Source organism: Planomonospora sp. ID67723, from assembly GCF_015711605.1.
Taxonomy (GTDB): domain Bacteria; phylum Actinomycetota; class Actinomycetes; order Streptosporangiales; family Streptosporangiaceae; genus Planomonospora_A.
Genome location: NZ_JABTEZ010000003.1, coordinates 130,361 through 153,695, shown reverse-complemented (window position 1 = coordinate 153,695; position 23,335 = coordinate 130,361). Strand labels below are relative to the sequence as shown.

Below are 23,335 nucleotides of genomic sequence, written 5' to 3'. Positions count from 1 at the left end.
CCGAACCCTTTCCTGCGCCGCCTTGGCGGCGGCGGGGCACTTACGAGGGTCGGCTGGTCGTACGGCGAAGGCTGCTGCATTCGCGCACCATACGCCCCACCCCTCATCTTTCGTCCCGAATCCTCGGTGACGGATGCCCGAAACGGCCCGCACGGGCCAACCCCGATCCCGCACGGGAGACACCGCATGTCCGAGAACACCCCAGAGCCCACCACTCAGGGCACCCCGCCCACCGAGCAGCCCGCCGCCCCGACGGCCGCGCCTCCTGCACAGGAGACCGGAACCGACTGGGTCGCCGAAGCCCGCAAGTGGGAGAAGCGCGCCAAGGAGAATTCCAAGGCCGCCGAGGAGCTGGAGAAGCTCAAGACCGAGGCCATGTCCGAGCAGGAGAAGGCCGTCGCCGCCGCCCGCAAGGAAGGCGAGACCTCAGCCATCGTCAAGGCCGGCCAGCGCGTCGCGCGCGCCGAATTCAAGGCCGCGGTCGCCGCCAAAGGGCTCGACCTGGGCGAAGCACTCGACCTGATCGACACCACGAAGTTCGTGGACGACAAGGGCGACGTCGACGAAGCCGAGATCAAGAAGGCCGTCGGCAAGCTGGCCAAGGTCGCCGCACCCAAGGCGCCCTCATCCTCCGGCGGGGACTTCGGAGGCGGCAACGGCGGCGGCCAGACGCCGAAGGGCCTGCGTGAGCAGATCGCCGAGGCCGAAGCCAAGGGCGACTGGAAGACCGCGCGGACCCTCAAGACCCAGCTCATGCTGACCACCCAGTAGACCGACAGGGCCAGGCCCGAACGCCTGCCCGACCCTCGAAGAGAGAGGATGACCCATGGCGGGCATCACCGGGCAGGGCGACACCTTCGACCTGCCGAACTACGTCGGCGAACTCTTCGCCGTCACCCCCACCGACACGCCGTTCCTGTCCGCGATCGGTGGGCTGACCGGCGGCGAGTCCGCGGACGCCACCCTGTTCCAGTGGCAGGGCTACGACCTCCGCGACGCCTCCTCCACCCGGCAGCGCCTTGAAGGTGCGGACGCGCCCACCGCTGAGGCCCGGGTCCGCTTCAACGTCAACAACGTCGTCGAGGTCCACCAGGAAGCCCTCGAACTCAGCTACACCAAGTTGGCGTCCACCGGCCAGTTCGCGTCCACCGGTTCCTCGCACACGGGCGCGCTCGGCCTCCGCGGCTCCAACCCGGTCGTCAACGAGCTCGACTGGCAGATCGACCAGCACCTCAAGCAGATCGCGAGGGACGTCGAGAAGTCGTTCATCACCGGCACGTTCAACAACCCCTCCTCGAACGCGACCGCGCGCCGGACGCGCGGCATCCTGGAGGCCACCTCCACGAACGTGTCCACCCAGGGCACCAGCATCGGGACCGCGGTCATCGAGGCCGACGACGAAACGTTCACCATCGCCGCCCACGGCCTGTCCAACGGCGACGCCGTCTCCCTCGCCTCCCTGACCGGCGGCGCCGACGGCACGGTGTTCACCAACACCCTGTACTACGTGATCAACACCGCGACGAACACCTTCAAGCTGGCCACCCGGCCCGGCGGCAGCGCGATCGCGTTCTCCACCGACGGAGGCGCCGCGGTCTACGAGGCGACCCCCCTCACCGAGGCGATCGTCCTCGACCTGATGCAGACCGTATGGGAGGCCGGCGGCATCCACGAGGGCGACACCGCGACCCTCATGGCCAACGCCACCCTGAAGCGCGGCCTCACCAAGCTGTTCATCACGAACAAGAACTACCAGGAGATGTCCCGCACCATCGCGGGCGTCTCCGTAACGACGATCGAGACCGACTTCGGCCGCGTCAACCTGATGCTGAACCGGCACATGCCCACCTCCGCCATCCAGGTCGTGTCCCTGGAGGAGTGCGCGCCCGTCTTCCTGCCGATCCCTGGCAAGGGCTTCCTCTTCGTCGAGGAGCTCGCCCGCACCGGCTCTGCGGAGAAGCGGCAGATGTACGGCGAGATCGGCCTGAAGTACGGCAACGAGAAGAAGCACGGCAAGATCCTGCACGTCGGCGCCCCCGCCTGACCGATGGCCATCTTCCGCTGTGCACGCTTCCCTGTCGGGGAGGTGCCGATCCGCACCACGGCCGGGCTGATCCTGTTCCGGGACGGCCGGGCCGTGGTGGAGTCTCCCGAACTCGCCCAGGCGCTGCGCGAGGTGCCGGCCGTGTTCGGGATCACCGAGGAGGGGGCCGGGTCTGAGGCTCGCAGCCCGGCCCCTCCCCGGCCTGCGAAGTCCGCGCCCGTCAAGGCGTGGGAGGACTGGGCCGTCTCCCGCGGCATGGACCGCGGGCAGGCCGAAGACGCCACCAAAGCCCAGCTCATCGCGCTGGCCGATGATCTGCTCGCCGACGAGCAGGAAGAACAGGAGTAGGTCATGGCGCGTACCGCTCTCAGTGCGACCACGCTCACGGAGGCCGGGATCGACCCTGGCGACGTCGACACCGCCGCCGAGCTCACCGACGGCAACTCGTTTGTGTGGGCGGCTCACCGGCTGCTGTACGTCCTCAACGGCGACGACGCCGCCCTCACAGTGACGATCCCGACTCCGGTCACGGTCGGCCGCGGCAGCCTCGCCGTTGCCGACACGACCATCACCATCCCCGCCGGCGAATACCGGCTCGCGGGCCCTTTCGGCCAAGAACACCGGCAAGCCGACGGAACCGTGCACGTCAACTACGCGGGGACGACGCCGACCGGCGTGATGGTCGCCGTCCTGGACGCGTAAGCGTCCCCACGTTCGCGCGGGCGGGTGAGGGGCTGAGGGTGCGCGTAGCCCGCCCGCGTACAACCACATAGGGGGACACGGTGACGACGATCACCAACACGCTGGTCGACGCATCAGGCACCCCCGTGCCGGACGTCACCGTCACGGCCCGGCTCATCGCCGCGAGCGGTCTCCTGACCGCCGGTGGAGAGATCATCCAGGCTGCGTCCACCACCACCGATGAGAACGGGGAATGGTCCCTCACCCTGACTCCGGTGTCCGCGCTCGCCTACTCCACGGGCGCGTACTACCTCATCGAGGAGGGGACGCGCCGTCACACCATCACCGTCCCCGCGACCGGCACCCACCCTCTCGCCGACGTCATCGCCGAAGTGCCGACGGAGCGGGCAGAGGTCGGCCTGTCGCAGGCGGACGCCGACGACCGCTACCAGCAGCTCGACGAGCGCGGGCAGCCGGACGGGTACGCGTCGCTGGACGCCGACGGCCTCGTCCCGTCCTCGCAGCTCCCGGCCACCGCGTCCGGGGTGTCCTCGGTCAACGGTGAGACTGGCGTCGTCGTGCTCACCGCGGCGGACGTCGGCGCCGCGACCTCCGGCCACACCCACACGGGCGTCTACGACCCCGCCGGGACCGCAGCCTCCGCAGTCACCGCGCACGAGGCCGACACGACGAACGTCCACGGCATCGCTGACACGAGCCTTCTGGAGACCACGGCAGGCGCCACAGCCAAGGTGAGCACGCACGCGGGGGCGTCTGATCCTCACGGGGATCGGGCCGCCGCGACGGCTGCTCTCGCCTCGCATGCTGCCGACACCACCGATGTGCACGGCATCGCCGACACCTCGATCCTGGAGACCACCACGGGGGCGGCCTCCAAGGTGAGCACGCACGCGGCAGCCAGCGACCCACACGGTGACCGGGCCTACGCCGACAGCGCGATCGCTACGCACGCCGCGGACACCACATCCGTCCATGGGATCGTGGACACCTCGGCCCTGGAGACGACCAGCGGGGCGACCGCGAAGGTCTCCACGCACGCGGCCGCGACGGACCCGCACGGGGATCGCGCCTACGCGGACACCTTGGCCGGGTCCCTGCTCGCCAAGGCGCTCGTCGACGCGAAGGGCGACATCCTCGTCGCCAGCGCGGCGGACACGGTGACCCGGCTCGCGGTCGGCACCAACGGCCAGATCCTCCAGGCCGACAGCGCCGAAGCGACCGGCCTGAAGTGGGCCACCCCGCCCGCGCCCGGTCACCCGATCGGCATCTACGGGTTCATCGCCGCCAGCTGTATGCCGCATGAGGCGACCGCGGGCGGCACCCTGGGCGGCGGCACGCTCCTTCTTCAGCGGGTGTACGTCCCGCCCGGGCAGGCACTCACCACCGCGTGGGTGGCCATCGGCTCAGCGGCCACCAGCCCGACGGCAGGCCAGAGCCTCTTGGGCGTCTACGACGACGCAGGCAACAAGATCGCCGAGACGGCAGACACTCCGGGCCTGGTGACCGCGGCCGGCTGGAACAGCGCCGCCTACGGGACACCCGTAGCCGCCCAGTCCGCCGGCCGGTACGTGTGGCTCGCCGCCCTCGTCCCCACCTGCAGCGTGCAGCCCGGATACCGGTGGACGGCCAGCGCAGGGTCCGTGGACATCCTCAACCGGGCGGGCGCCCTCAAGAGCGTGTTCCTGGGTAGCCAGACCAGCCTCCCGGCCACGGTGACCTACACCTCGGCCAGCAAGGCGCTGTCCATCTACATGCTGGCCGTCTCCTAGGAGGGGATCATGGCGTACGCCACCGTGGACGACCTCGCCCCCTACGTCACCAGCATCCCCTCCAACGCGACTGTGCTCCTCGACCGGGCCACCCGGCTCATCGACCAAGCGCTCCTCACGAGCGTCTACGACGTCGACGACGACGGCGCAGCGACCGACGCCACCGTCATCGCCGCGCTCCGAGCTGCCGTCTGCGAGCAGGTCACACAGTGGATCGCCGTGGGCGAGGACGGCACCGGTGCGCTGGCCGAGTGGGGGGACGTCGCGATCGGCTCCGTACGGCTCGGCGGACGCTCCACGGCCGGGGCAGGTGGGGGCTCTGCCGCCACCCGCCTCGCGCCACAGGCCGCCATGATCCTGCACCAGGCCGAGCTCCTCGGCCACTCCCCTTGGACGTACTGATGGCCGACCTGCCCGCCTACCTGCTCCGGCACACGGTGACCGTCGAGCCGCTCACCGGGGAGGGCCCGTACGGGCCCGAGTACGGCCCGGCCGCCGAGGTGCGCTGCTTCATCGACGACAAGCGCCGCCTCGTCCGCGACAAGACCGGCGCCCAGGTCGTCTCCGAGACCACCGTGTTCATGCCGCTGGCCACCACGTGCCCGGTCGGTTCCCGCGTCACTCTGCCGACCGGCCGGGAGAGCACCGTGCTCACCTCGCTCCGACGGGACGGCGGCGGCCTCCCCACACCCGACCATCTGGAGGTGAACCTCCAGTGACCCGAGCCCGCCTCAAGCTCAACACCGCCAAGGTGCGGGCCGCCCAGCGCGCCGGCGCCCTCCAGGGTCTCAAGCTGGCCGCTGAGCACCTGCTCCAGACCTCCCGGGCGATCGTCCCGATCGAGGAGGGCACCCTGGAGCGGTCCGGCGTCGCGAGCGTGGACGAGGGCAGTCTCCGCGCTGCGGTGAGCTACGACACGGTCTACGCCGTGCGGCAACACGAGGAACTCACCTGGCGGCATGACGCCGGACGGACGGCGAAGTACCTGGAAACGCCGATGGCAGACGAGGCCGGGACGATGGGCGAGATCATCGCCGCCCAGATCCGCCGGAGCCTGCGATGACGCTCCTCGAAGAGCTCGCGCAACTCACCGAAGACCTCGGCCTCGGCAGCTTCCCGGGCTCGATCTTCCTCACCCGGATGCCCCCCAGCCCGGACACGTGCATCGTCCTGGCCCGGTACGGCGGCTCGGAGTCCTCGCTCAGCGACGACTACGACGAGCCCCGCATCCAGGTGCGGGTCCGGGGCCCGGCCGCCGACGTCCGCACCGCCGAGGTCCTCGCCGAACGGGTCTACGACGCGCTGCATGGGCTCGGCTCCCGCACCTTGGCCAGCGGCACGTGGCTGCAGCTCGCAGTCGGTATCCAGTCCGGGCCCGTTTTCATCGGCCAGGACTCCTCCGGCCGCCCCGAATTTGTGATCAACGTCCGCTGCGAGGTCAGCCGGACATCCACGAACAGGAGCAGCACGTGACGCAGCGGAAAATCAACGCCCGCGACATGATCGTCGAAATCCTCGACGATGACGACACCACCTACCTCACCATCGAGAACCTCGCAGCCGTCAAGCCCAACAAGGGTGAGAACGAAGAGGTGGCGGACACCACGGACTACGACTCCGAGGGCGTGCATGAGCACGAGGTCATGCAGCGTGGCGCCACCATGGAGATCGAGGGCCACGAGAAGAAGGACCACCTGACCGGGGCGCTGCAGCCGGGCCGGGCCCGCGTCGAAGAGATGGCCGGTGAGTCCAAGGTCGGCGCCGACTCCCTGGCGACGATCCGTTTCCGGCACGTCATGGACACCACGTGGAAGATCTGGCGTTGCACCGTGACGCTCGGCGAGTCGGGTGGCGGCCACAACGACAAGAGTGCGTGGGCGGCGACGTTCACGAAGAGTGGTCCGACCACCACGGCGGCGGTGAGCTAGCCCATGACCAACAGCGCACCCTCCCCCGAGCACGACGACCTCGACGAGACCGAAGCCGAGCAGCAGGACCAGCACGAGTCCTGGGACGCGTTCTGGGCCGAGATCCAGCGCGAAGAGGCCGATGCCCGCGGCGAAGCGGCGATCGAGGTCATCCGCGGAGTCGAGGTCGTCGTCCCGCATGATCTGCCGATGCGGTTCGACCGGCGCCTGGAACAGGTACGGGACTCGTCCACCGACGGCGACGTCAAGGCGCTGATCACCGAACTGTTCGGTGCCGATGTGCTCGACGCCTGGGTGGACGCCGGGATGACGGCCCTGGAGTTCCGGGTCGTCGTCGCCTGGGGGCTCGCCCAGGGCCGCGGCCGGGACCTGTCGTTCCGGGCTGCCTACGACCTGGTGAAGAAGCAGTCGGAGGGAAAAGCACCGAAGTCGACCCGGGCGAGCGGCGGATCCGGCGGCTCTGGTGGGCGATCGAAGCGGACTTCCGGCGCGAATACCAGCTCACGCCGCCGGGGATCGCGGGCCTGACGCACCGCCAGTTCGGCGTCCTCCTGGCCGGCCTCTCCCCGGAGTCCCTGTACCACCGGATCACCGCGTCCGAGCCGGTCGAACTCTCCGGCGAGGCGGCCCGCTCCTACATCAACACCTTGTGACGCGAGAGGCGGTGACCTCTCGTGTCCATGACCGTCGGCGAGCTGGTCGGCTACATCGACATCGACGACCAGGGATTCGGCGCCGCGCTGGTCGCGGCTGACCGGGACATGCGGCGCCTGGAATCCACCACCAGCAGCGCGACTAGCTCCATCGAGAACACCGTCACCCGGGCCTTCGCGTCCGTGGCGGAGGCGATCGGTGAGGGCCTGGACCCGGACGAGGCGTTGACGCTGTTGGCGACTCTGGTCGACGGCGTCGAGGAGACTCTCGCCGAGGTCGAGGACGAGGCCCGGGAGGCCGGTCAGGCGATCGGCGACGGCATCGGAGACGGCGCCGAGGAGGGCTCCTTCCGGCTCGGCAGGGCGATGCGGTCCGCGATCGGCGTCCTCGGCACCGTCACGACCGCGGCCCGCACCACCGCTACCACGGTCGGCCTGATCGGCGCCGCTGCGGCGCTCGCGTCCCTCGGCGTGATCGGCCTCGCGGCTGGCCTGGGCGGTCTGCTGACGATCGGCGTGGCCGCGCTGGGCGCGACTCTGGCCGCCTCCAAGGAGGTCAAGAAGGAATTCGCGGAGGTCGGCAAGGAAGCACTCGCCGCCTTCAGGGAGGCAGCGAAGCCGCTGCAGGGGCCGATCCTCGAAGGACTCGGCAGGCTGCAGGAGAAAATCCGGCCGTTCGCGAAAATGCTCGGCGAGGTCTTCACCAAAATCGGGCCCCTCGTTGAGAAAACCTTCGACGTTGCCATCGACGTCATTGACAAGCTAATCGAGAAATTGCCCGGCATTGTCGAAAAAGGCATGCCGATCGCGTCCTTTTTTCTCGACGTGCTCGGCGGCGCGATCACCGGATTCATCGACTTCGTTGACTGGGGACTTGAGCGCTTCAACGCTTTCAAAGCCGCTTTCTCTGAAAACTCCACGCTCGGTACGTGGGGTGCGAAGGCTGGCGAGATCATCGGCCAGGTCAAGGGCTTCTTCTCCGACGTCTTCAGCTCCATCCGGACGTGGATTGAAGAGAACAAGACCACAATTCAGGGCTGGGTTGAAGGGTTCCAGACTGGGTTCGGTCACCTGCTCGATGCGGTCTCATCTTTCGTCGAGATGGCCAAAGCATTCTGGGCCGAATTCGGCACGACGATTCTTGACACCCTCGGCGGGATCATCACCGCGATCGTCGGCCTCTGGGAAGGTCTCACGCAGGCCATCGGCGGCATCTTCGAGACCTTCGCCGGGATCTTCTCCGGCGACTGGGAACGCGCCTGGGAAGGCATCAAGCAAATCGGCGAAGGAATTTGGACCGCCATCAAGGGCCTCGTCGAGGGGCTCGGTACGGCCCTGGTCGCAATCCTTCAGAAATGCTGGGAGCTAATCCGGGAAGGCGCTTCCGCGGCCTGGGAGGGCATCAAGTCCCTGCTCTCGTCCGCGTGGGAGGGCATCAAGTCCGCCGCGTCCTCCACATGGGAAGGCATCAAGACCCTGGTATCGAAGGCGTGGGAGGGGCTGAAGACCGCCGTTTCCGACGGCGTCACCGCGGTCGTCAAGTTCATGACGGAGCTCCCCGGCAAGATCAAGTCCGGGCTCGGGAACCTTGGCAGCCTGCTCGTCCAGGCGGGCCGGGACCTGATCGCGGGTCTGGTCAACGGCATCAAGAACATGGCGTCTCAGGCCGTCGAGGCCGCAAAGGGCGTCGTCAATGACGCCGTCCAGGGCGCCAAGAACCTGCTCGGCATCGCGTCGCCGTCGAAGGTGTTCACCACCATCGGAGAGCAGACGATCCAAGGCTTCATCGGCGGTGTCCTGGCCAGCGAGGGCGCCGCGGTGGACGCCGTGAAGGGTGTCGTCGGCAAAGCGATCTCGGCGGCTCAGGCTGCGACCGGCACGATCGGCGGCGGCCTGAACGGCATGCCCGGCAAGAAGATGCAGATCAACACGATCCCCGGTGACGCCGGGAGCGGCGGGTTCGCATCCGAGCACACCGCCGGCGGCGCCCAGGGGACATACGGCTCCGGGGTGACGGTGAACATGCACGACACGGTGATCCGCGAAGAAGCCGACATTCACAAAATGGGCAGCGAGGCCGCGTTCCTCGTTATGGGAAGGGCGTAACCGATGGCATGGGATCCCGAGTCCGGGCAGACGTTCGGCGAGTGGGCGCGCGGCGGGGCACCGCTCGGCGAAGGCCGTACCGCCGAGGTCATCGCGAGCGGCCAGACCTGGGCCACCAAAGACCAGGTGCTCGTCGACACCCGCCGCCGCAAGGCCGTTCAGGACCAGCTCGGGAACGTCGTCACCCACGAGACCACCGAGACCGGCAAAGAGCGCAAGCACGTCCGCATCAACCTCAGATAGGAGGATCTCGTGGCACTGCAGGACGGGGTGTTCTCCGACACCTGGATCAAGAAGATGCGCGGGACCATCTCGTTCGACCTCGGCGACACCACACCTGGCACTTACGTCGGCGCCCTGTTCACGGGCAGCGTGTCGGCCGGGACGATCGACTTCGACGCCGTCAACCCCGCCTACGGTTCCGGTGTGTTCGCCTCCAACGAGGCGTCCGGGCCTGGGTATACGGCCGGCGGCGAGGACCTCACCGTCTCCAGCTTCGCGGTGCTCGTCGGCTCCGCCAACAAGGTCGGCTGGGTGCTCAACGACATCCTGTGGACCGGGACGACGATCACCGCCGAAGGGCTGCTCATCTACATCCCCGGCCTGTCGGATCGGGCCCTGATGTACAGACACTTCGGCCAGGCATACCCCACCAGCGACGGCAACTTCGAGGTCGGCTTCCACGCCGACGGCGCGTACCGCGAACGCCTCCGCGCAGCCGCCTGACCAGCCCTAACGACGTCACGACCCCGCCATAGTGCGGGGTTTTCGCATGTAAGGAGGGGCCTGGAGTGGCTACCTACACCGTGGAAACCAACGGCGATGTCGCGCTCACCGCGGCGACCGCCAAAACAATCATGTCGGCGATCAACGCCGCAAACAGCATCCTCAAGCTCGTCGAACTGTCGGTGTCGTTCGATGGGACCACCGCGAACGCCGAGCCGGTCACCGTGGAGCTGTGCTCCTCAACGGAGGCCGGTGCAGGTACGGCGACCTCGCACACGCCTGCGCAGGTGTCCGGGCCGACCCGCACCATTCAGGGCACGGCGAAAAGGAATTTCACCGCCGAGCCGACCGTGTTGACGGTGCTCAAGCGCTGGCTCGTCCACCCGCAGTCTGGCTTGCTGATCCAGTTCCCGTTGGGTCGGGAGCCGATGCAGGTCGTCACCGCCGACGCGCTCGTTGTCCGCTGCACCGCCCCGGCCGGCGTCAACGTGCAGGGCTACATGGAGATCGAGGAGGGCTGACATGGTGACCCTGTACTGGCGATGGGCCGACTCCGCCGAGCACACCGAACGCTCCGCCCACTACGAGAACACCGCAGCCGCGCGCGCGCAGGCTGAGCACGATCTCGCCCTGTGCGAGGCGGCCGACGACTACAGCACGGCCCCGGTGCGGATCGTCGACGCCCGGGGCCGGACCACCTGGAGCGCGCCGATCCCTGACGGCCGGTGATCCGTGGCCATCGAGATCGGGACGTCACCGGCGCTGGCCACCGGAACAACGACGACCGTCACCACCGCGGCGTTCTCCCCGCCCGCCTCCAGTCTGCTGGTTGCCGCGGTGGGGGCGGTCTCCGGCACCGTACCGGTCGTCTCCGGCGGCGGGCTGACCTGGACGCGACGGATTCAGCAGAGCGACAGCGGCGGCGGGTATGCGGAGATCTGGACCGCGCCATGCCCGTCCGGAGGCAGCGGCATCACTGCCTCCGTTGCCCTCACCTCGGCTGAGGGGTTCGGCCAGCTCGGCGCGCTCAAAGTGGATGTCGTGACCGGCGCGCACGCTACCTCGCCGATCGGGCAGAGCGGCAGCGGCAACACCGCCACGAACAACGCGACCGTCACCGGCTACACCTCGTCGGCGGCAGGGTCCCGGGGTTGGTGCAGCGCCATCGAGGCGACCGGCCCCGGCACCCCGTCATCGACTGATGATGAGTTCGCGTGGCTGCTGACCCTCGGGGGGTTTTTCAACTACTCCGGCATGGCTGTTCGCAAAGCGAGCAGCACCCCGGCGGCTGGCTCCAGCGTCACCTTCAACTTGGACGCGGCTGGCACGGGTGGCATCAGTTGGTGGTGGGCGGCGCTGGAGATCCTGCCCGCCCCTGAGCGAGGACCGATCCGTGTCGTGCAGTCCCTCTCCGCTGTCCATCGCTCAACATCCTGGTAGGAGGTGAGCCGTGGCCCGCCACGGACGCGGACACCCCACCCGGCCATTCCTCGGCCGCCCCGCCCCCCACCTGAACCAATCCGTCGGCCTGCCGGCGTTCGAGATCGAAGCGGAGTTCCCGCCGCTGACGGTCACGACGCCGGACGCGTGGGTCAGCCTGCCGGCGTTCGAGATCGAGGCTGAGTTCCCGGCCCTGTCGTTCTCCTACGGGCAGACCGTGAGCCTGCCTGCGTTCGAGATCGAAGCGGAGTTCCCGCCGCTGACGGTCACGACGCCGATCCTGCCCGGAGCCAACATCACCGGCCCGGGCCAGATCGAATGGAACGGCTTCCTCCTCGGCTCCGGCACGCCGTACCGGTGGCGGGAGCTGACCGGCTGGAAAGACCTGCCTGGCATCACCTCTGGGAATGTGTCCCGGCCGACCGGGCACGGCTCCTACCCGGGCCGTCCGTACGGCCAGGAACGCATCATCAACTTCTCCATGCTCATCAAGGACTCCCGGGACGAGTTCGAGCAGACCATCGAAGACCTCGAAGACGTCACCGGCATCCCCGAGTCCGAAGAAGAGCTTCCGTTGGTCGTCCGGGAGCTGAGCACCCCCTACCTGGTGTACGCCCAGATCCGGCAGCGCACCCCGGGCCCGATCGACAAGCGGTACCGACTCGGCCTCGCCCAGGGCGCGGTCCTGCAATGGGTCGCCTCCGATCCGCGCCGGTACGGGCTGACCCGCAACGGCGTCACTGTCGCCCGCGATGTCCCGACCGAACTCCTGAACGCCGGCAACACGAGCACGCATCCGCTGATCCGCATCGAAGGCCCCGTCGAAACCCCAACCCTCACCAACACCACCCTGAACCGGGTGATCTCGTTCGGCCGATCCGTCCTGGTCGGCGAGACCCTGGAAATCGACCCGGTCAACGCCACCGCCCGCATCGGCGACACCTCCGTCATGGACGACCTCGCCGGATCCGTCCCGGTCGTGGACTTCGTGCTCGCCGCTGGCACCAACGCGATCCTGTTCGAGGCCGACTCCGGCGGCGACAACGGCGCCGACTTCCTGTGGCGAGACGCCCGCACCTGAGAGGGGTGGCCCGTGGCCGCGATCATCCGCTCCGTGCAGGCCACCCCCGTCCACGGGTCCGGCACCGTCTCCCGCGGCACCGCCCAGGCCGGAGACATCCTCCTCGCCATCCATTCCGTGGACGGCGGCACCCTCGGTGAGATGTCCATCTCCGGCGACTGGGAGCCACTGAAGTCCATCTCCGGCGGATCCTGGGCTGGCACCGAGGTCTGGGTACGGACCGCCACCAGCTCGGAGCCAGAGCTGTACTCGGTGACGCAGCGCTCGACTGCGGACGGCACGGTCACCATCGCCGCCATCCGGGGCGGCAGTACGACCGGCATCATCGTCGAGCCCGCGACCGGCACCACCGCACCGACCGCGACCCCGTCGTCGGCATCCGGCCTGGAACTGCGGTATGCGGCCGGTCTGACGTTCGCTGGCGGGTCGATCTCCTGGCAGGCGCCGACCGGCTACATCGAACGCTCCGACGTCCAGTCGTCGATATGGACGAGCTCGGTACTGGCCACCCGCTCCCTGGCCTCATCCAACCCGGTCGGTGCGACGACGCTCACCCCGTCGACGAGCCTGTACGTCTCCCACGCCCTCACCATCATCGTGCCGTCGTCGGGCGGATCCGGCTCCGGAGGGCCTCCACCGACGCCGCCGACGTTCCCTGCGTTCGTACCCGCGCGCGGTTCAGCGCTCTACCGGTACACCATCCATGACCTACTGACCGGCGCGTACGTCGACGACATCTACCCCACCGGCGTCTCCTTCGATAAGCGGATCGGCGAGGCCGGCCAGTTCACCGCGACCCTGCCGATTCCGAACGCGGCCGTCGCCGAGGTCGTCTCCCACATCATCCCCCGCACCCCGTCCGACCTGTCGAAAGGCCCGGGGAAGTTCGTCATTCACGTGCTGCGTGACGGCGACCTGTGGGGGATCTATTGGCTGACCGCGGCCCGCCCGGCGAGGGCTCGCGGCCAGAAACCATCGGTTGCGTTGCGCGCGTCCACGCTGGACGCCTACCTCATGCAGGTCGCCCTCTCCGAAGACCTCACCTTGGAAGACGACCAGATCGTCAACGCCCGCGACCTGATCTCCCACATGCAGACCGACCCGGACGCCAACATCGGCCTCGCTCTACAGACCGGGTCGTCCGGCGCGGTGCGGACTCTGGCCGGCAAGGAAGACGAGTTCTATGGCCAGGTCCTGGCCAACTTTGCCAAGGTCAGCGGCGGGTTTGAGTACATGATCAACCCGACGCAGACCGACTCCGGCATCGAGCGTCGCTGGGTGTGGGGATACCCGACCCTCTCCTGGGGCGGTGAGCACGTCTTCCAGGAGGGCGAGCACGGCGGCGACATCATCGAATGGGGCGAGGAGATCGACGTCCTACGCGGCGGCGGCACCCGGGTCCGCGTGCGTGGCGGCACCCCGCCCGCGTCCGATGTCACCCAGGACTCCGGGCCAGTCACCACCGCCTGGACCGAGTCGACGGCGCATCTGGCGGCCGGGTGGGCGCGCATGGACCGCATCCTCGACCACCCCGGCTCCAGCACGGATCCGACCACGTTGGAGGCGTATGCGGCCCGGTGGCTGGCCACCTCTGCCGGCGCCGCCTGGGTCCGCTCGGTCACCGTGGCGCTCGGCTCCCGGCCGACGATCCACCCGAATCTGCTCGGCGATCAGGCCCGTCTGATCATGACGAACGAGTGGCACCCGCGCGTGAGTGGTGCTGCCTCCTACGACATCTCCGAGCGGATCATCGGCCTCGGCATCAAACCCGAGGCCAAGGAGACCGGCAAAGAGGAAGCAACCCTCATCCTCGAATCGTCGACGGAGGCGTGAATGGACCAGTTCCCCGCCGAGGAGTCCCGCATTATCCGGGAGCTGCAGCGCCGCATTGAGCGCCTGGAGACCCTGGTCGGGCAGGTGAAAGGTACCCCGGTCACGCAGACGTCCGGGCCACTCTTCATCCCTGATGGCACACCATCGACGCCGTCCGGCGGCGCCTACCTGTTCTCTGAGGGCGGCGTGTTCAAGTGGCGGTCCTCCGGTGGCACCACCTACTCGGGGATCCCGCCGACCGTGCCGAAAGCGTCGTTCGTGTCGGATCCGAACCCGATCAGCGCGGGCGGTGCACCCGGCGCGTACAGCAGCGCGCACTCCGAAGCGCTGCGGACCGATATCACCCACCTGCGCACGAAGTACATCGCGCTGCGTGATGCGCTGGTGTCCGCGCCGCTCATGTTCCCGGTATAAGGACCGCTGTCCCAGACCAGGGGTGCCCGCCTGCAGGGGGAGCAGGCCGGCACCCCTACCCCTCTCCATCCCCCCTGGGAGCGCCATGTCGGACCCGCTCGGCCCCATCCAGATCGGAGCACGCGAGATCTACGACCAGCTCGTGTCGACGGACCGGAAGGTCGACACGATCATCGCGGCGCACGCCGAGGTGATCAAAGATCTGGGGGACCACGAGTCGCGGATCCGCGCCCTCGAGCGGGGCCGCTGGCCGCTCCCGAGCTTGGCCGCCCTGTTCGGGTTGGCCTCCCTGATCGTCGCCATCCTCTCCCTCACCTTGAAATGAGGCGGCCATGGATCTTGTTTCCCGGTCCGAGTGGAAGGCCCGTTCCCCGCGGAACCGGCTGACTCCGCTCCCGTCCGCGCGCGGCACGAAGATCCATTTCGTCGGGTCGTACGTGAACCCGGCGCTCCTGCAGGACTGCGGCCGGTGCACCGCCCTCGTCCGCTCCATCCAGGCACACCACATCGACGGCAACGGCTGGTCGGACGTCGCCTACAACCTGCTCGTCTGCCCCCACCGCCGAGTGTTCCTCGGCCGCGGCCCCGGCGTCCTCTCCGCAGCCAACGGCAGCGGGCTCAACCAGGGCCACTACGCCGTCTGCGCCCTCCTCGGCGACCGCGGCCTCGTCCAGCCCACCGCCGGGATGCTCAACGGCCTCCACGACGCCATCAACTACCTGAGGCGGCACGGAGCCGGCCGGGAAGTCCTCGGCCACCGCGACGGCTACAACACGACCTGCCCCGGGCCGGTCCTGTACCGGTGGCTGCAGATGGGCATGCCGGTCGGCGCCCAGAGCCCCTCTGCGCCCTCCAAGCCGTCCAACCCCACCAAGCCCACGGCTCCCAGGTTTCCGGGCCGCCTACTCGCCTACAGTCCCGGCAAGCCGCTCGCCCGCGGCGAGGACGTCGAAGCGCTCCAGCGTCGCCTGAAGGCTCTCGGCTACACGATCGACGTCGACGGCGTCTACGGACCCATGACCGCGGCCACGATCCGCGTCTTCCAGCGCACCGTCGGCCTTGTCGTCGACGGCATCGTCGGGCCCCGCACGTGGGCCGCCGCCTGGCGGTAGCTCAGCCCTTCTCCTCGAGCGCGGCGACCCGCTCGGCGAGCTCGGCCAGCATCTGCCGCATCTCCGCCAGCTCGGCGAGCACGTCGCCCGCGGGCGCGGCCGGAGCCTCCCGCACGAACACGCCCTTCCCCTGCTGCCCAACCACCACGCCCTGCGTCCGCAAGACGCTGATCGCGGACTTCACCACGCTCGCGGAGACGTCGAACCGCTCACACAACTGGGCGATCGACGGCAGCGCCGCGCCCGGCGGCAACCGGCCGTCCCGGATCTCCCGGCTGAGCTCGTCGACGATCTGCCGGTAGGCCGGCTGACCGGTCTTCTCCACCACGTGCGCTCCCATCTGTCTGTCCCTATCCTCCACCGAAAAGAGGGATCATGAACGACGCCACCAAGCGGTCCATCCGCACCATCCTGCAGAGCGCCGTCGGCCTGGCCGTCGCCCTGCCGTTCATCGTCGAGGCGGCCGGCATCTCCGAGGCGCTGCCCGCGGTCGCGGGTGCGCTCGCGGTCGCGGGTGGGTTCGCCCGGGTGATGGCGCTCGACGTCGTCCAGCGGCTCCTGCCGTCGTGGCTGCGCACTTCGGACGTGTCCGGCCGGCATGCGGGCGGCCAGGACCAGACCTGGTAGACCTACGGCCGCCCCCGGGCGTACCGTGAAGGTGCGGCCTGCGGACCGTAGCCTTGGGACGTAAGAAGCCCCCGCTCCTCCCTGATGGGAGAGGGCGGGGGCTTCTTCGTCATTCCACGATCTTGTCGAGTGCCGCCTCGAACGCGGCCGCGTCCGCCGGCGGCAGCTCCTTCGACACGCGCACAACCACGTTGCCTTTCACGTAGTCGTATTCGGCGAACAGCGGGGAGCTCTTGGCGATCCCGCTGATGTACTCGGCGCGCTCCTCTGCCTCGCCCGCGTCCGCGAACACCTCGACGCTGCCGCCCCGACCAACGTCGCCCTCCGTCGTCCCAGCCGCCTTGGCGACGCGCTGATCATCGAACGCGGCTTTCGACGTGTAGCCGCCGGGCCGGCCAAGCAGCTTGTTCGGGTCGGTGGCGTCGGTGTAGGTCACCGTGTGCGTGATCGGTAGGCCCTGGGCAGCGAGCTGTTCGACGACGGCGGCGGCATCGAGGTCGGTCGAGCTGCCGCCGCACCCGGTGAGGATGGTGGCCAGGATGGCTGAGGCGATGACCGCGTTCGCCCGGGCGGTGGAGCGGGTAGACATCATGTCCTCCGTGACTATGAGGGGGAAGCTCACACATACACGCGGAGCGATCCATCTCGCGGGCATTTCCTCCGATCCGACTCCGGATTGTAGCCATGCCATCACCCCGTGACGTATCGTGCGGAATGCCGCGCGTAGCCGTGGGGGTGGTTTCCGCGATGAGAAAGGGCCCTCGATCACCTGATGGAAGGTGGTCGAGGGCCCTTTCTCGCGTGCCCAGAGGCTTACCGCTTCGTCTCGCCCTTCCCGCCGCACCGGCCACACGCCCCGTACGCCTGCCCGTTCCACGCCGACCGGCGCTTCCCGGACCCTCCACAGCGGCGGCACGTCCGCGTCGGGTGCCGCCGCCGGTCCCACGCCCACCAGACGCCCAGGGCCACGATCACGATGAGGATGAGCTCCATGTCCTTCTCCTGCTTCCCGGCCCTCTCCAGGGGCCGTTTCGGGGGGTGCTTGAGAGGGTCGACCGGGTCGACCGTGCAGGTCACAGCCGGTCGACCCGGGGTCGACCCATGACGGGCGGTCGACCCCGGGTCGACCCGGGTCCCTAGACCGTGGTGAGCGCCGCTTCGAGATCAGCACGGCGGTATCCGTTGCGGGTCCGGCCGTCGAGTTTCACGTCGACCGGCGTGATGCCGTACGGCTTGAGCACCTCGGCGATCCGGGTGGCTGTCCACCCCTCGCCGAGCGCCTCCGCGAGGTCCGCCGAGTGGATCCGATCGGCCTCGCCCATGGCGGCCAGGACCAGATCGACCGGATGCTCCTCGACCACGGGCGTTGTCTCCCGGGCGGGGAGGGTGCCAGCCGCCCGGCGGAGCTCGTAGGCGACCGCGGCCACGTCTTGCAGATCGGTGCCCTCATCGTCGAGGTAGTACGACCGGAGGCGGGCCGGGTCCGCGCCGTCTGCGTCCAGGATCCCGACGCCACGGTGTGACCGGGGAATCTCGGAGGCGTCGTATCCGGCGCCGACCGCGCCCGGACCGAGAACGGCGTTGGAGGCGACGCTGTCCGCGCACCGCATCGCCCACCTGAGGCTGCAGACGCCCTTGAGCTTCGGCGGAATGCCCTCCTTCGTGGTGCGCTGCGTGGCGAGCACGAGCAGGATCCCGGCCGCCGGGCCGCGCGAGGCGATGTCGACCATCGCCTCCACGATCTCCTCCCCCTGCGGCGAGGACACGTAGTACCGGGTCTCGTCGACGACGGTGAGTTCCACGTCGATGCCGAGCTGGCGGCACAGCTCCGGAGTGAGCCGGGTGGGGCCGCCCACCTCGTCGAGCATGTCGAAGATCTGCTCCATGCGCGCCTGCATCTTCTTCAGATGGGCGAGCAGGGCCGGGGCGTTGCGCTTGACCGCGGTGTGAGCGATCCGCCTCCACGGCCGGTGGTCGCCGGCGCCCTTCCCATCGAACAGGTGCATGCGGACGGTCGGCGCCAGGGCGGCCGCCGACAAGATCCCGTTGACGGCCGCGGACTTCCCGGCGCGCGGCTCCCCGGCGACGATGAGGGACGCGTCGACGAGGCGCAGCCGCTCCTCTTCGCCGCGGCCGTTGACTCCGGCCGGGATGCCTCGCCAGAAGTCCCACGGTTCGGTCCGGCCGATGAACGGCGACGGGTAGACCTTCAGGAACGGATCGTCCTTGCAGACGAAGATGGCGAGCTGGCCGGCGTGCTCGTCGAGCGGGGAGAAGAACACCTGTGACTCGCCGACGCCGAGCGCGGACGCGAACGCACCTTCCTTGCCGAGACAGGTCCGGGCTCGGTCCCCCGGAGTGAGCTGCAGGACGGTCGACCAGCCGCCGCCCTCCGACAGGACCGGGGAAGCGAGCTTCATCCCGTCCGCCCTGCCGAGCTTCGCAGCGATGGCGGCCTTGACGACGAGGTCCTCCTTCGGCGTCCCGCCCTTCTTTCCGGGGAATGCGAACGGGGCCGGCCGGGCGGAGATCCGCTTCTTCACCTCTACCGCAGTGCCGGCCGTGGCGATCGCCCCGGCGGCGATCAGCGCGGCGGACCCGCCCACCGTGTAGGCGCTGACCGCGGATCCGAGCACGTAGCCGGAGCCGACCATCCACGCCGTACGGCGCCGCCGCGTCCTGACGCTCTCCAGGAATTTGAGGTCTTCGGCGGCCTTGTAGTCCTCCGCCTTCACCCACCGCCAGTAGATCCGGCCGAGCTGCGCGGTGCCGGCGACCGGCGCGGTAGCCGTACGCCACGTGAACCGTACGGTGCGCCGTGCGGGCTGGGCCTGCCGGACGCGGTGGAGGGCCGTACGGACCCGTGCGCCCGTACGGCGGCGCGGCTTCTCCCAGAACTCCGGGGCGGTGCGGGGCCGTACGAACTCCTCCGTCACGGGCTGCTCGATCGTGGGCGCGCTCATGCCACCGCCTCCGTACGGGCATCCGTACGGAACACAGCCGTACGGGCGGCCCGTACAGCCTTCTCGCACCACGACTTCGACCGGCCCGTACGGGCCATCAGCTCGGCGTAGTCCGGGCCCCACCGGTCCCCGCGCTCCGCAGCGGCCAGGATCTCCCCGGTGACCGTACGGACGAACACGTCCCGGTCCGCCAGGACCGGAGCTGTCTCCGTACGGTCCGCGGTACGGTCTGCCTCCCCGGCCGTACGGGGCTGGTACTGGAATGCGCGGACGATACGGAGCGGGCGGGGCTCCTCTGTACGAGGGATGCCGGGCAGGTACCGGAACGTACGGGTCGGGATCCGTACAGGCTCCTCCGTACGGGGGGCCGTACGGAACACGAACGCCCGCCGTACGGTGGCCTCCCGTACGGGCCCCGTACGGTCCTCTCCCGGCTCCGTGCGGGCGGCCGCGTCGTACGCTCGCCGTACGGCGTCGGTGATCTGCAGGCGGAGTGTCGTGATCGCCTCCGCGGCGACGAACACGATCGCGGGCGGCACAGAGTGCAGCAGGATCTGCGCCGGGTCGAGAGCGGTCCACGCCTCCCAGGTGTTCATGGCGTAGGTGGCGCCGAGAGCGGTCCACTTCGTGCGGCGCACCCAGGCGCCGGCGGTGATGCCGTGGCGGGCGATGACCTGCTCGCCGAAGAGCGTGCCGACGAGGACGAGGGACACCATCGGGTCGAGGAGCCATGCGACCCACCAGGCGATCGATTGAAAGGGGGCGTCGCCGGCGGCAAACGCCTGGACGTTCGCGGCGGTGAAGGCGAGGCCCATGATGAGGCCGGTCCAGATGAACCGGTCGACGCGGGCCCGGAGGCGTTCGATGCGGTAGGCGATGACGTCGGGGTTGGTGTCGTAGGCGCGGACGTCGGCGGCGGCCTGGGCCGCACGCGCGAGCTTCTCCGCGGCGGTTTCCCGTTTCCTGGCCCGGGCCAGGCTTGGCACGCGCGTGGACGTGCGAATAAGGTCTTGCATGGTTCGGACTCCTACGTCGATTAGGTGTCTGAGCTGGAAGAACCCCCACTGGCGTTGGCGCGCCGGTGGGGGCCTTCTTCATTTTCAGGGCCGGGACGGGAGGCGACTCCGGGCATCGGCCAGGAGGATCTCGTTCCATACCGCCAGGGCGGTGTTCAGATTGCCGCGGCCGGCCTCCAGGATGCGTCCCTCATGGTGTTGGAGGACGAGCCAGAGGCCGCCCATGGCGCAGAACTCGTAGCGGGTGTCGAGGTTGGCCTTCACGCGGAGGACGGCGCCAGTCCGCAGGAACGGGGTCCAGTGGATGCCGAGCCTGTCGGTAGCCATGAGGCCGTCACCTCCATGAGGGGGGCGCGGAGGTGGAGGTGACGGCCTACACCTCCGCGCCGATCGGGGCGGCCGCTGTCCCTCCGAAAGGCGGCCGCGCCCCGATTACATCACAACTGCTATGCCCTGCTCTATACCGCAGTGCATAGCTGTGCAGTTCTAGCCGGTGAAGGACCCTGCTGGGTGATCTTCTACGCTGCGGTTCCATGATCGAATGGCGTGCCGATACGTCCCGCTGGATGCAGGTGGCGACCGTCCTCCGCAAGCGGATCGAGAGCGGGGAGTATCCTCCCGGTCGGCTCATCTCCGAGCGTGGCCTGGTCGAGGAGTTCGGCGTCGCCTACACGACGATCAGGAAGGCGACGAAGCACCTCCGCGAGGAGGGGCTGATCTACACCCGCCCGTATCTGGGATCGTTCGTGGGCCCGGAGCCACCGGCGGAGGAGAGCGGGGAGGCGTGACAGATGTGTCATCACCTCAACCCGTGACCTGACCTGGGGAAATACCACTCCCGGGCTCTCATCTGTGACAGATGACAGATTTCTTCTGATTATCGCCCCCGCGTGCGCGCGCATACGCATGCGGAGGAGGAACGACGACGGATCTGTCATCCGTCATCGGCCCCCCGAGCAGGCACACAACCAGAGACGTTAATTTTCCTATACGCTGCTCCGCTCCGAGCTGGCTATCCTGGGGTTTGTACGTAGCTCCCAGCCGGATAAACCGGGGAAAACTCTTCGCAGAGGTAATGCCGTCCTGCCCCTCAGGTCACATGTCTGCGCACCTCGAAACTTTCCAGCACGGCCTCGGCCGTGGCCTCCAGGGCGGGCCACTCCTCGGCCGGAGTGGTCCAGGTCAGGACCATGGCGGTCGCGCCGACCTCGATGAAACGCCGTTTCTCGCGGTAGGTCACCCCGGGCGAGCCCCAGCCCTCCCCCTCGGCGCCGTCCCTCAGCCGCCAGGTGAACTCCCAGTCGAGGCTCTCGCCGTATGAACCGGTGACGGGGCTGGTGCGCTCCTCGACGATCTCGATCCGCTGCTCCAGCTCCTCCTTCGTGCTGTCCCGGACGGACTCCAGGTCGAAGAACGAGCCGAGCCCTTCCACCGACATCGCGGCACCGCCCCCGGGACGCGTCCACCGCACGCCCTCCGAGCCGACGGGCTCCGTCGTCCAGCCGGAGGGGCGTTCGATCGACCAGTCGCCCCGCTCCGTGGTGGTCAGCCTCGGGACGGCGTCGGCCGTGGGGGTCGGTTCGGACTCCGGCTCGGGCTCGGGCGAGGGAGAGCGCCGCTTCTTCACGCCGCCCTCGCCACGCCCGCGCTCGGCGCGCTTGCTCTCGGTCCTCTCCGGTTCCGCGGACGCCTCGGCGGCCACCGACGTGTTCTCCCTGAGCATGATCAACCCGGCGGTGCCCGCGCCGGCCAGGAGCAGCGCCGCCACGACGACCAGCGCGAGCGGGCTCCGCCGTCTCCTCCGCGAAGGCGGCACCCCGGTCCTGCCGTCCCGGACTGCGCGGGAGGGACCGGAACGCTCCGGAGGGCCCGGTTCCGGATCCCGGTGGCCCCCGTCCCGGTGGGCGTGGCCGATCGGGCTCGTGTGCTCTCGCGCCGCCGGGCTCCACGCGGTACGGCGGGCGTCGGCCGGGTCCCCGGCCGCCTCCGCCAGCAACCGGTCGGCCTGCTCGGCGGTGAGCCGGTGAGCGGGCTCACGCTGGAGCAGGCCGTACAGGACCTCGTGCATCTCCGGGGGCACGCGGCCGAAGTCGGGCTCCTCGGTGAGCAGCGCCCCCAGGGTGGCGATGGCGTCGCGGCGCTCGAAGGGAGCCTGCCCGACCAGCATCGCGTACATCGTGGCGCCGAGCGCCCACAGGTCCGACCAGGGGCCGGCGGGCGTGCCCGTGGCGCGTTCGGGCGCCAGGAAGCTGGGCGAGCCGGTGACCATGCCGGTCTGGGTGAGCGAGGCGTCGCCCTCCACGGTGGCGATGCCGAAGTCGGTGAGCACCGCCCGGCCGTCGGAGGTGAGGAGGATGTTGCTCGGCTTGACGTCGCGGTGCAGGATCCCGGCCTGGTGGGCGGTGTGCAGCGCGGCCAGCACCTGGCGGCCGATCCCGGCGACCTGCCGCACCGGCAGCAGGCCGGCCTCGTCCAGCCCCTGGGCCCTGACCAGCTCCATGACGATCCAGGGCCGGCCGTCCTCCTCGACCACGTCGTAGACGGCCACGATGCCCGGGTGGTTGAGCTTGGCGGCGGTCCTGGCCTCCCGCGCGGTGCGGACGAGCTGGCGCTCGTGCTCGGCCGGGGAGAGGTTCGGCGGAAGCAGCACCTCCTTGACCGCGACCGAACGGTTGAGGAGCATGTCGTGCGCCTCCCACACCGCGCCCATGCCTCCCCGGCCGAGCTCATGCTGGAGCCGGTAGCGCCCGGCGATCTCCCGTCCCCCGTGCGGGTGTGCCATCCGTGTCCCCCCGGTGCAGATCTGTCGAGCCGCAAGTTTCCCATACGCCGCACCTGTCAGGCAGGGCGTCTTGCCAGGCCGAGCCGAATGTTGTTCTACTTGCCCCGCAGGGGAATTGTGCACGACCAAGCGATTGCTT

30 protein-coding genes are annotated in these 23,335 nt (G+C 69.3%); 24 read left to right on the top strand and 6 right to left on the bottom strand.

What is annotated here, in order from left to right:
* Window positions 1-186 precede the first annotated feature (186 nt).
* The 22 genes from HS041_RS22420 (at window position 187) to HS041_RS22315 (ending at window position 15,808) form a co-directional block, all read left to right on the top strand.
* Entirely contained in the window at window positions 187-771 is a 585-nt protein-coding gene (locus HS041_RS22420; RefSeq protein ID WP_196442779.1) for a hypothetical protein, read from the top strand.
* 55 nt (window positions 772-826) lie between these two features.
* On the top strand, window positions 827-2,044 hold the full coding sequence (locus HS041_RS22415; RefSeq protein ID WP_196442778.1) for an SU10 major capsid protein: 1,218 nt from the start codon (window positions 827-829) through the stop codon (window positions 2,042-2,044).
* Between the two features lie 42 nt (window positions 2,045-2,086).
* The gene (locus tag HS041_RS22410) at window positions 2,087-2,392 is read left to right on the top strand and encodes a hypothetical protein (RefSeq protein ID WP_196442777.1); all 306 of its coding nucleotides are present in this window, start codon (window positions 2,087-2,089) and stop codon (window positions 2,390-2,392) included.
* Between the two features lie 3 nt (window positions 2,393-2,395).
* Window positions 2,396-2,746, top strand: a complete 351-nt coding sequence (locus HS041_RS22405; RefSeq protein ID WP_196442776.1) for a hypothetical protein — start codon at window positions 2,396-2,398, stop codon at window positions 2,744-2,746.
* 80 nt (window positions 2,747-2,826) lie between these two features.
* Window positions 2,827-4,515: a hypothetical protein gene (locus tag HS041_RS22400; RefSeq protein WP_196442775.1), complete on the top strand. Its 1,689-nt coding sequence runs from the start codon at window positions 2,827-2,829 to the stop codon at window positions 4,513-4,515.
* Between the two features lie 9 nt (window positions 4,516-4,524).
* Complete coding sequence (locus tag HS041_RS22395) at window positions 4,525-4,917, top strand: hypothetical protein (protein ID WP_196442774.1); 393 nt, start codon at window positions 4,525-4,527, stop codon at window positions 4,915-4,917.
* Entirely contained in the window at window positions 4,917-5,234 is a 318-nt protein-coding gene (locus HS041_RS22390; RefSeq protein ID WP_196442773.1) for a hypothetical protein, read from the top strand. The genes HS041_RS22395 and HS041_RS22390 overlap by 1 nt, the downstream gene beginning before the upstream one ends.
* On the top strand, window positions 5,231-5,578 hold the full coding sequence (locus HS041_RS22385; RefSeq protein ID WP_196442772.1) for a minor capsid protein: 348 nt from the start codon (window positions 5,231-5,233) through the stop codon (window positions 5,576-5,578). Before HS041_RS22390 ends, HS041_RS22385 begins: the two co-directional genes overlap by 4 nt.
* On the top strand, window positions 5,575-5,988 hold the full coding sequence (locus tag HS041_RS22380; protein ID WP_196442771.1) for a minor capsid protein: 414 nt from the start codon (window positions 5,575-5,577) through the stop codon (window positions 5,986-5,988). The genes HS041_RS22385 and HS041_RS22380 overlap by 4 nt, the downstream gene beginning before the upstream one ends.
* The gene (locus HS041_RS22375) at window positions 5,985-6,443 is read left to right on the top strand and encodes a phage tail tube protein (RefSeq protein ID WP_196442770.1); all 459 of its coding nucleotides are present in this window, start codon (window positions 5,985-5,987) and stop codon (window positions 6,441-6,443) included. Before HS041_RS22380 ends, HS041_RS22375 begins: the two co-directional genes overlap by 4 nt.
* Window positions 6,444-6,446: 3 nt before the next feature.
* Window positions 6,447-6,971, top strand: a complete 525-nt coding sequence (locus HS041_RS22370; protein ID WP_196442769.1) for a hypothetical protein — start codon at window positions 6,447-6,449, stop codon at window positions 6,969-6,971.
* A 152-nt stretch (window positions 6,972-7,123) separates the two neighbouring features.
* Window positions 7,124-9,202 (top strand): phage tail protein, encoded by a 2,079-nt coding sequence (locus tag HS041_RS22365; protein ID WP_196442768.1) that lies wholly within the window; start codon window positions 7,124-7,126, stop codon window positions 9,200-9,202.
* A 3-nt stretch (window positions 9,203-9,205) separates the two neighbouring features.
* Window positions 9,206-9,445, top strand: coding sequence for a hypothetical protein (locus tag HS041_RS22360; RefSeq protein ID WP_196442767.1), 240 nt, complete (start codon window positions 9,206-9,208; stop codon window positions 9,443-9,445).
* Between the two features lie 9 nt (window positions 9,446-9,454).
* Window positions 9,455-9,928, top strand: a complete 474-nt coding sequence (locus HS041_RS22355) for a hypothetical protein (RefSeq protein ID WP_196442766.1) — start codon at window positions 9,455-9,457, stop codon at window positions 9,926-9,928.
* 65 nt (window positions 9,929-9,993) lie between these two features.
* Window positions 9,994-10,449: a hypothetical protein gene (locus tag HS041_RS22350; protein WP_196442765.1), complete on the top strand. Its 456-nt coding sequence runs from the start codon at window positions 9,994-9,996 to the stop codon at window positions 10,447-10,449.
* Between the two features lies 1 nt (window position 10,450).
* Complete coding sequence (locus HS041_RS22345) at window positions 10,451-10,657, top strand: hypothetical protein (protein ID WP_196442764.1); 207 nt, start codon at window positions 10,451-10,453, stop codon at window positions 10,655-10,657.
* A gap of 3 nt (window positions 10,658-10,660) precedes the next feature.
* Entirely contained in the window at window positions 10,661-11,368 is a 708-nt protein-coding gene (locus HS041_RS22340) for a hypothetical protein (protein ID WP_196442763.1), read from the top strand.
* A 10-nt stretch (window positions 11,369-11,378) separates the two neighbouring features.
* A complete protein-coding gene (locus HS041_RS22335; RefSeq protein WP_196442762.1) occupies window positions 11,379-12,449 on the top strand; it encodes a hypothetical protein in 1,071 nt (356 codons plus the stop codon).
* 141 nt (window positions 12,450-12,590) lie between these two features.
* The gene (locus HS041_RS22330; protein WP_196442761.1) at window positions 12,591-14,282 is read left to right on the top strand and encodes a hypothetical protein; all 1,692 of its coding nucleotides are present in this window, start codon (window positions 12,591-12,593) and stop codon (window positions 14,280-14,282) included.
* The gene (locus HS041_RS22325) at window positions 14,283-14,696 is read left to right on the top strand and encodes a hypothetical protein (RefSeq protein ID WP_196442760.1); all 414 of its coding nucleotides are present in this window, start codon (window positions 14,283-14,285) and stop codon (window positions 14,694-14,696) included. It begins immediately after the preceding gene.
* A gap of 85 nt (window positions 14,697-14,781) precedes the next feature.
* Window positions 14,782-15,021 (top strand): hypothetical protein, encoded by a 240-nt coding sequence (locus HS041_RS22320; protein WP_196442759.1) that lies wholly within the window; start codon window positions 14,782-14,784, stop codon window positions 15,019-15,021.
* A 7-nt stretch (window positions 15,022-15,028) separates the two neighbouring features.
* On the top strand, window positions 15,029-15,808 hold the full coding sequence (locus HS041_RS22315) for a peptidoglycan recognition protein family protein (protein ID WP_196442758.1): 780 nt from the start codon (window positions 15,029-15,031) through the stop codon (window positions 15,806-15,808).
* Between the two features lies 1 nt (window position 15,809).
* Here the strand turns inward: HS041_RS22315 and HS041_RS22310 are convergent, their stop codons facing one another.
* Window positions 15,810-16,148, bottom strand: coding sequence for a winged helix-turn-helix domain-containing protein (locus HS041_RS22310; protein WP_230879555.1), 339 nt, complete (start codon window positions 16,146-16,148; stop codon window positions 15,810-15,812).
* A 35-nt stretch (window positions 16,149-16,183) separates the two neighbouring features.
* On the opposite strand from HS041_RS22310, the gene HS041_RS22305 reads away from it, so the two are divergent.
* A complete protein-coding gene (locus HS041_RS22305; protein ID WP_196442757.1) occupies window positions 16,184-16,435 on the top strand; it encodes a hypothetical protein in 252 nt (83 codons plus the stop codon).
* A 109-nt stretch (window positions 16,436-16,544) separates the two neighbouring features.
* On the opposite strand, the gene HS041_RS22300 is transcribed toward HS041_RS22305, so the two are convergent.
* The 4 genes from HS041_RS22300 to HS041_RS22285 all read right to left on the bottom strand — a co-directional run bounded on the left by HS041_RS22300 (window position 16,545) and on the right by HS041_RS22285 (window position 20,741).
* Complete coding sequence (locus HS041_RS22300) at window positions 16,545-17,027, bottom strand: hypothetical protein (protein ID WP_196442756.1); 483 nt, start codon at window positions 17,025-17,027, stop codon at window positions 16,545-16,547.
* Between the two features lie 544 nt (window positions 17,028-17,571).
* Window positions 17,572-19,398, bottom strand: a complete 1,827-nt coding sequence (locus HS041_RS22295; RefSeq protein ID WP_196442755.1) for an FtsK/SpoIIIE domain-containing protein — start codon at window positions 19,396-19,398, stop codon at window positions 17,572-17,574.
* A complete protein-coding gene (locus HS041_RS22290) occupies window positions 19,395-20,414 on the bottom strand; it encodes a hypothetical protein (protein ID WP_196442754.1) in 1,020 nt (339 codons plus the stop codon). The genes HS041_RS22295 and HS041_RS22290 overlap by 4 nt, the downstream gene beginning before the upstream one ends.
* Window positions 20,415-20,498: 84 nt before the next feature.
* Window positions 20,499-20,741: a hypothetical protein gene (locus tag HS041_RS22285; protein WP_196442753.1), complete on the bottom strand. Its 243-nt coding sequence runs from the start codon at window positions 20,739-20,741 to the stop codon at window positions 20,499-20,501.
* Between the two features lie 206 nt (window positions 20,742-20,947).
* On the opposite strand from HS041_RS22285, the gene HS041_RS22280 reads away from it, so the two are divergent.
* Complete coding sequence (locus HS041_RS22280; protein ID WP_196442752.1) at window positions 20,948-21,202, top strand: winged helix-turn-helix domain-containing protein; 255 nt, start codon at window positions 20,948-20,950, stop codon at window positions 21,200-21,202.
* A 302-nt stretch (window positions 21,203-21,504) separates the two neighbouring features.
* On the opposite strand, the gene HS041_RS22275 is transcribed toward HS041_RS22280, so the two are convergent.
* Complete coding sequence (locus tag HS041_RS22275; protein WP_196442751.1) at window positions 21,505-23,196, bottom strand: serine/threonine-protein kinase; 1,692 nt, start codon at window positions 23,194-23,196, stop codon at window positions 21,505-21,507.
* Between the last annotated feature and the right edge of the window lie 139 nt (window positions 23,197-23,335).